The following is a 4,245-nucleotide window of genomic DNA, read 5'->3' on the forward strand; positions in this document are numbered from 1 at the left end:
GGTACGATGTGATATTATATACCGTAAAATCCAACATGATAAGAATTTAAAACTTTAGTGTTCTAAAAGATAATTTTTGAGACCTCTATCCTATACCCAATAAAATCAGCCACTTGATTTGATATCAAACTCAACAGAGGTTACTAAGTAACCATTATTAAATATGATATTTGTATCATTTCAGAATTTAATTCGAATTAGTCAATCCTTTCGACAATGCTATTCTGCTGTGTTTTTAGAAAACGCTCAATCAATCATCTTTATTTCCCTAAGAGGTCTTACGGTTGTCTTAGCAGGCTTCACTATCAAACCTATACCGACTAGAAACAGTACAGATGCCACAACTTGAGCGACTGATAGCACCTCGTCATACATAAAGTAACCACTGATCAATGCGAATATAGGTACTAGCAAGGTTAACGGCGCTGTCGTGCTTAACGGATATTGAATTAACAGTTTATTCCACACCCAGTAACCGAATAGCGTGGTTGGGTAAGCCTGAAACAACACAGCAATCGTTGCGTTCCAATCCCATTGTTCTATCGCCTGCCAAATAATTTGGTCACCGTGCAGCATCACCGCAAACAACACTAATGGAACTGGCGCAAATAGCATGCCCCACACGTTAAACGCAAAAGCCTGAGTGGTTTTAGACGCTTTAACAATCACGCCCATTAACGTCCAACTACACGCTGCGATCATAATAAGAATCACGCCATTAACAGTGACATTGCCCGTTGCTGCGGAAACCAGCACCGCCAACGCGCACATCGCTAACATCGCACCCATTAACTTGCGAACCGACGCACTTTCTTTGAAAACCCACACGCCAACCGCCATACCAATTAGCACATTGGTTGAAAGCAACACCGACGAAAGCCCCGATGAGAGCCCAGCGGTGATTGACCATGAAGCCATGCCCCAGATGCCCACACCAAACACAAAGCCATAACTCACTAAATAACGCCACGCGACATTCGGTCTTGCTACAAAAAATATCACCGGAATCACCGCTAGCGAGAAACGCGCGGCGGTTGCCAACAACGGATGAACATTGGTTACACCCATTTTGATCATCGAGAAATTGAATCCCCAAATTGCCATCACGAACACCGCTAACAACAAATCATTTCTTTTCATACTGACCCCTCCTTTGTTTTGAATGAGTATCCCTTGATCAACAAAACCAGTACAGATACAATTTTTACAATAAAAACCAGTACAGTTAACAACGGTCGTGACCATGAGCATCTACAGAAAGCTAGCCAATCAGTTTATTGGTGAGATTGAAACGGGGAAAAGACCCGAAGGTGGACGCATGCCTTCGCTGCGTCAATTAGCTAAACAACAAGCCATCAGCATGTCGACCGTGGTGAGCTGCTACCAAGAACTGGAATCACAAGGCTGGATACACTCTCGACCGCAAGCAGGGTATTTTGTTTCTCCTCATAAACCTGCTCGTTCAACCCCAGAGTGGGCACAGTTTGAAAGTAAAGTGTCGAGCGTCAAGCTAACCTCATCGACTCACAACTCAATCAATGGACCTTTAGGGGTGTCTAGCACCGCCAATGATGAACAGTCGATTGTTGAACAGGAACGCAGTTTTCGCCGCGCTATTCGGCGTATGAGCAGCAGGCTAAACCATTACCCAGATACACAAGGTGAGCCAATGTTACGTCAGGCATTATCCACTCACTTTGCCAAGCTCGATGTACACTTTTCACCTGAAGAGATGGTGATTACGGCAGGCTGTATGTCTGCGATTAAGGCTGCACTTGAATCGTGCACCAAAGAAGGCGACACCATCGCGATTAGTTCACCTTGTTTCAACGGCATTCTGGAGTTGCTCGGAAAGATGTCGCGACAAATCATCGAGATCCCATCTCTGGATGACGGTATCGACTTGCAACAATTAGAAGCACATTTGAAGAATAAACGAGTGGATGCCGCGATTTTTTGTACCTCTCATATGAACCCTCAAGGGATCAACATGTCGGCTAGTCAAAAACAAAAGCTTGCTGAATTAGCGAATCACTATCAAGTACCGATCATTGAAGATGATGTGTATCTGGAACTTTCTTATTCCTCACACACTCCACTCCCCGCGAAATACTACGACAAAGGTGGCTATGTACTATGGTGTGGTTCAATATCGAAAAGCTTGTCACCGAGTTACCGATTAGGATGGTGCTTACCAGGGAGGTTCATTAACGAATACAAGGCTCAGTTTTCTGCTGCAAGCTATGGCGTCGCCCTACCCACTCAGCTTGCAGTTGCTGACTTTATCGAATCTGGTCAATACGCAAAACACGTTAGAAGAAGGTGTACTCAGCTTCTCTCTTTGCGCCAGCAATACCTAAGTTATTTGGCTCAGCACCTTCCTCAAGGAGTAAAGATAAGTAACCCACAAGGTGGCATGGTACTTTGGCTACAAATACCAAATTTGAACCAATCAAGCTTTGCTCAGGCAGTTGCCGACCACAACATTGATATCAGGCTTGGGCACCTGTTTAGCACTCATGACCTTTACAGCAATTGCTTACGCATCAATATTGGTTACTCGTTAGAGGGAAAAGCCAAGCAGGAATTGAACGACTTAATCGAACTGATTCACGTTCATAGCTAATACGTTCCAGTTCTTAATACGTGCCAGTTCATAATACGCAGCTAGGACATCAAAGCTTTTCAGAATCGACTTTTTCATGGTCATTAGAACACCGAATTTTAATAGCCTTTTATCATAAAAAAGAAGGCTATCATTCCTATCTGATCTAGGTTAAAGCCCCGCACCGTAAGGAAAATGACTCGCTTCGATACCTTTAAATACTGAGTTTGCTAGCACATACAAAATTATGCAAACTGACTAATGACACATCACTTTTTAACTTCAATATACAACCGCCGGCGCTGGCGTTTTCCCATATTTGAAGAGAATAATTATGAGTGATACAACAAAAAACAAACCACTACCTTCCTTTATCGAAGAACGCTTGAATTTCTATATTCAAGACCTCATTACCCAGAACCAAAGCCAAAAGCACTTGGTATTGGGTAAACGACCTCAGCGCAATGCCGTCGTGATGCAGAGCAATGATTACTTAGCACTGTCACACAACAAACCGATCCAAGACGCCCATCAAGCAGCGATTATTGAACACGATGACAACGTAGTGATGTCTGCAATTTTTTTACAAGATGAAGAGTCTAAACCTGCGTTTGAAACCGAGCTCGCGAACTATGTCGGAATGGAGAGCTGTTTGCTTTCTCAGTCAGGTTGGGCGGCCAATATAGGACTATTACAAACCATCTGCCCGCCGGACACATCGGTGTATATCGACTTTTTTGCCCATATGTCGCTATGGGAAGGCATTCGTGCCGCTGGCGGCATCGCCCACCCGTTTATGCATAACAATATGAATCACCTGCGTAAACAGTTAGAGCGCCACGGCTCAGGCGTTATTGTGGTCGATTCGGTTTACAGTACCATTGGGACCATCGCCCCACTACGCGACATCTACGAAATGGCGCAGGAGTTTGATTGTGCCGTCGTCGTTGATGAATCGCATTCATTGGGCACGCATGGGGAAAATGGTGCCGGCATAGTTCACGCATTGGGCCTTACAAAGCAAGTCGACTTCATCACCGTAAGTTTGGCTAAAACCTTTGCTTATCGTGCAGGCGCGATCCTTGGACCAAAACTACTTTCAGAAACCTTACCGTTTGTTGCTTATCCCGCGATTTTCAGCTCGACCGTGTTACCACAAGAGGTGGTCCGTTTAGAGAAAACATTAGAGGTAATCAAAAGTGCAGATGATAAACGACAGGCTCTGTTCCAGCGTGCTAAATCGTTGACTACGGGTCTAAAACGAATTGGCTTTAATATCCGCAGCGAGTCTCAAATTGTGGCATTAGAATGTGGTAGTGAAAGAAACACTGAACGTGTTCGCGATTTCCTCGAAGAACGGAATGTGTTCGGTGCGGTGTTCTGCCGCCCCGCTACGGGCAAGAACAAGAACATCATCCGATTTTCAGTGAATGCCGATATGACACCACGAGACATTGACCATGTGCTCACCGTTTGTCACGAAGCGTACCATCACCCAGAGTTAGAGTTCGTATAACTCTGTACACACCAATTCTATAACTAACACAAACGGCAGGACTGAATAGACGCTATCATGTCGCGATACAAAAAGAGCCCAGCGAATTGCTGAGCTCTTTCTTGTGTTCATCTATTCATCTATT

The 4,245-nt window shown here is 44.5% G+C and carries 3 protein-coding genes; 2 read left to right on the plus strand and 1 reads right to left on the minus strand.

Annotated elements, in window-relative coordinates:
- Positions 1 to 246: 246 nt before the first annotated feature.
- On the minus strand, positions 247 to 1,140 hold the full coding sequence (locus AB4496_RS22455; protein WP_102258543.1) for an EamA family transporter: 894 nt from the start codon (positions 1,138 to 1,140) through the stop codon (positions 247 to 249).
- Positions 1,141 to 1,243: 103 nt separating this feature from the next.
- On the opposite strand from AB4496_RS22455, the gene AB4496_RS22460 reads away from it, so the two are divergent.
- Positions 1,244 to 2,626, plus strand: coding sequence for a PLP-dependent aminotransferase family protein (locus AB4496_RS22460; RefSeq protein ID WP_102258544.1), 1,383 nt, complete (start codon positions 1,244 to 1,246; stop codon positions 2,624 to 2,626).
- Between the two features lie 313 nt (positions 2,627 to 2,939).
- Positions 2,940 to 4,121, plus strand: a complete 1,182-nt coding sequence (cqsA, locus tag AB4496_RS22465; protein ID WP_012604149.1) for an alpha-hydroxyketone-type quorum-sensing autoinducer synthase — start codon at positions 2,940 to 2,942, stop codon at positions 4,119 to 4,121.
- Positions 4,122 to 4,245 lie beyond the last annotated feature (124 nt).

Origin of the sequence: Vibrio sp. 10N.222.46.A1 (genome assembly GCF_041473595.1) — a bacterium.
Classification (GTDB): domain Bacteria; phylum Pseudomonadota; class Gammaproteobacteria; order Enterobacterales; family Vibrionaceae; genus Vibrio; species Vibrio tasmaniensis_A.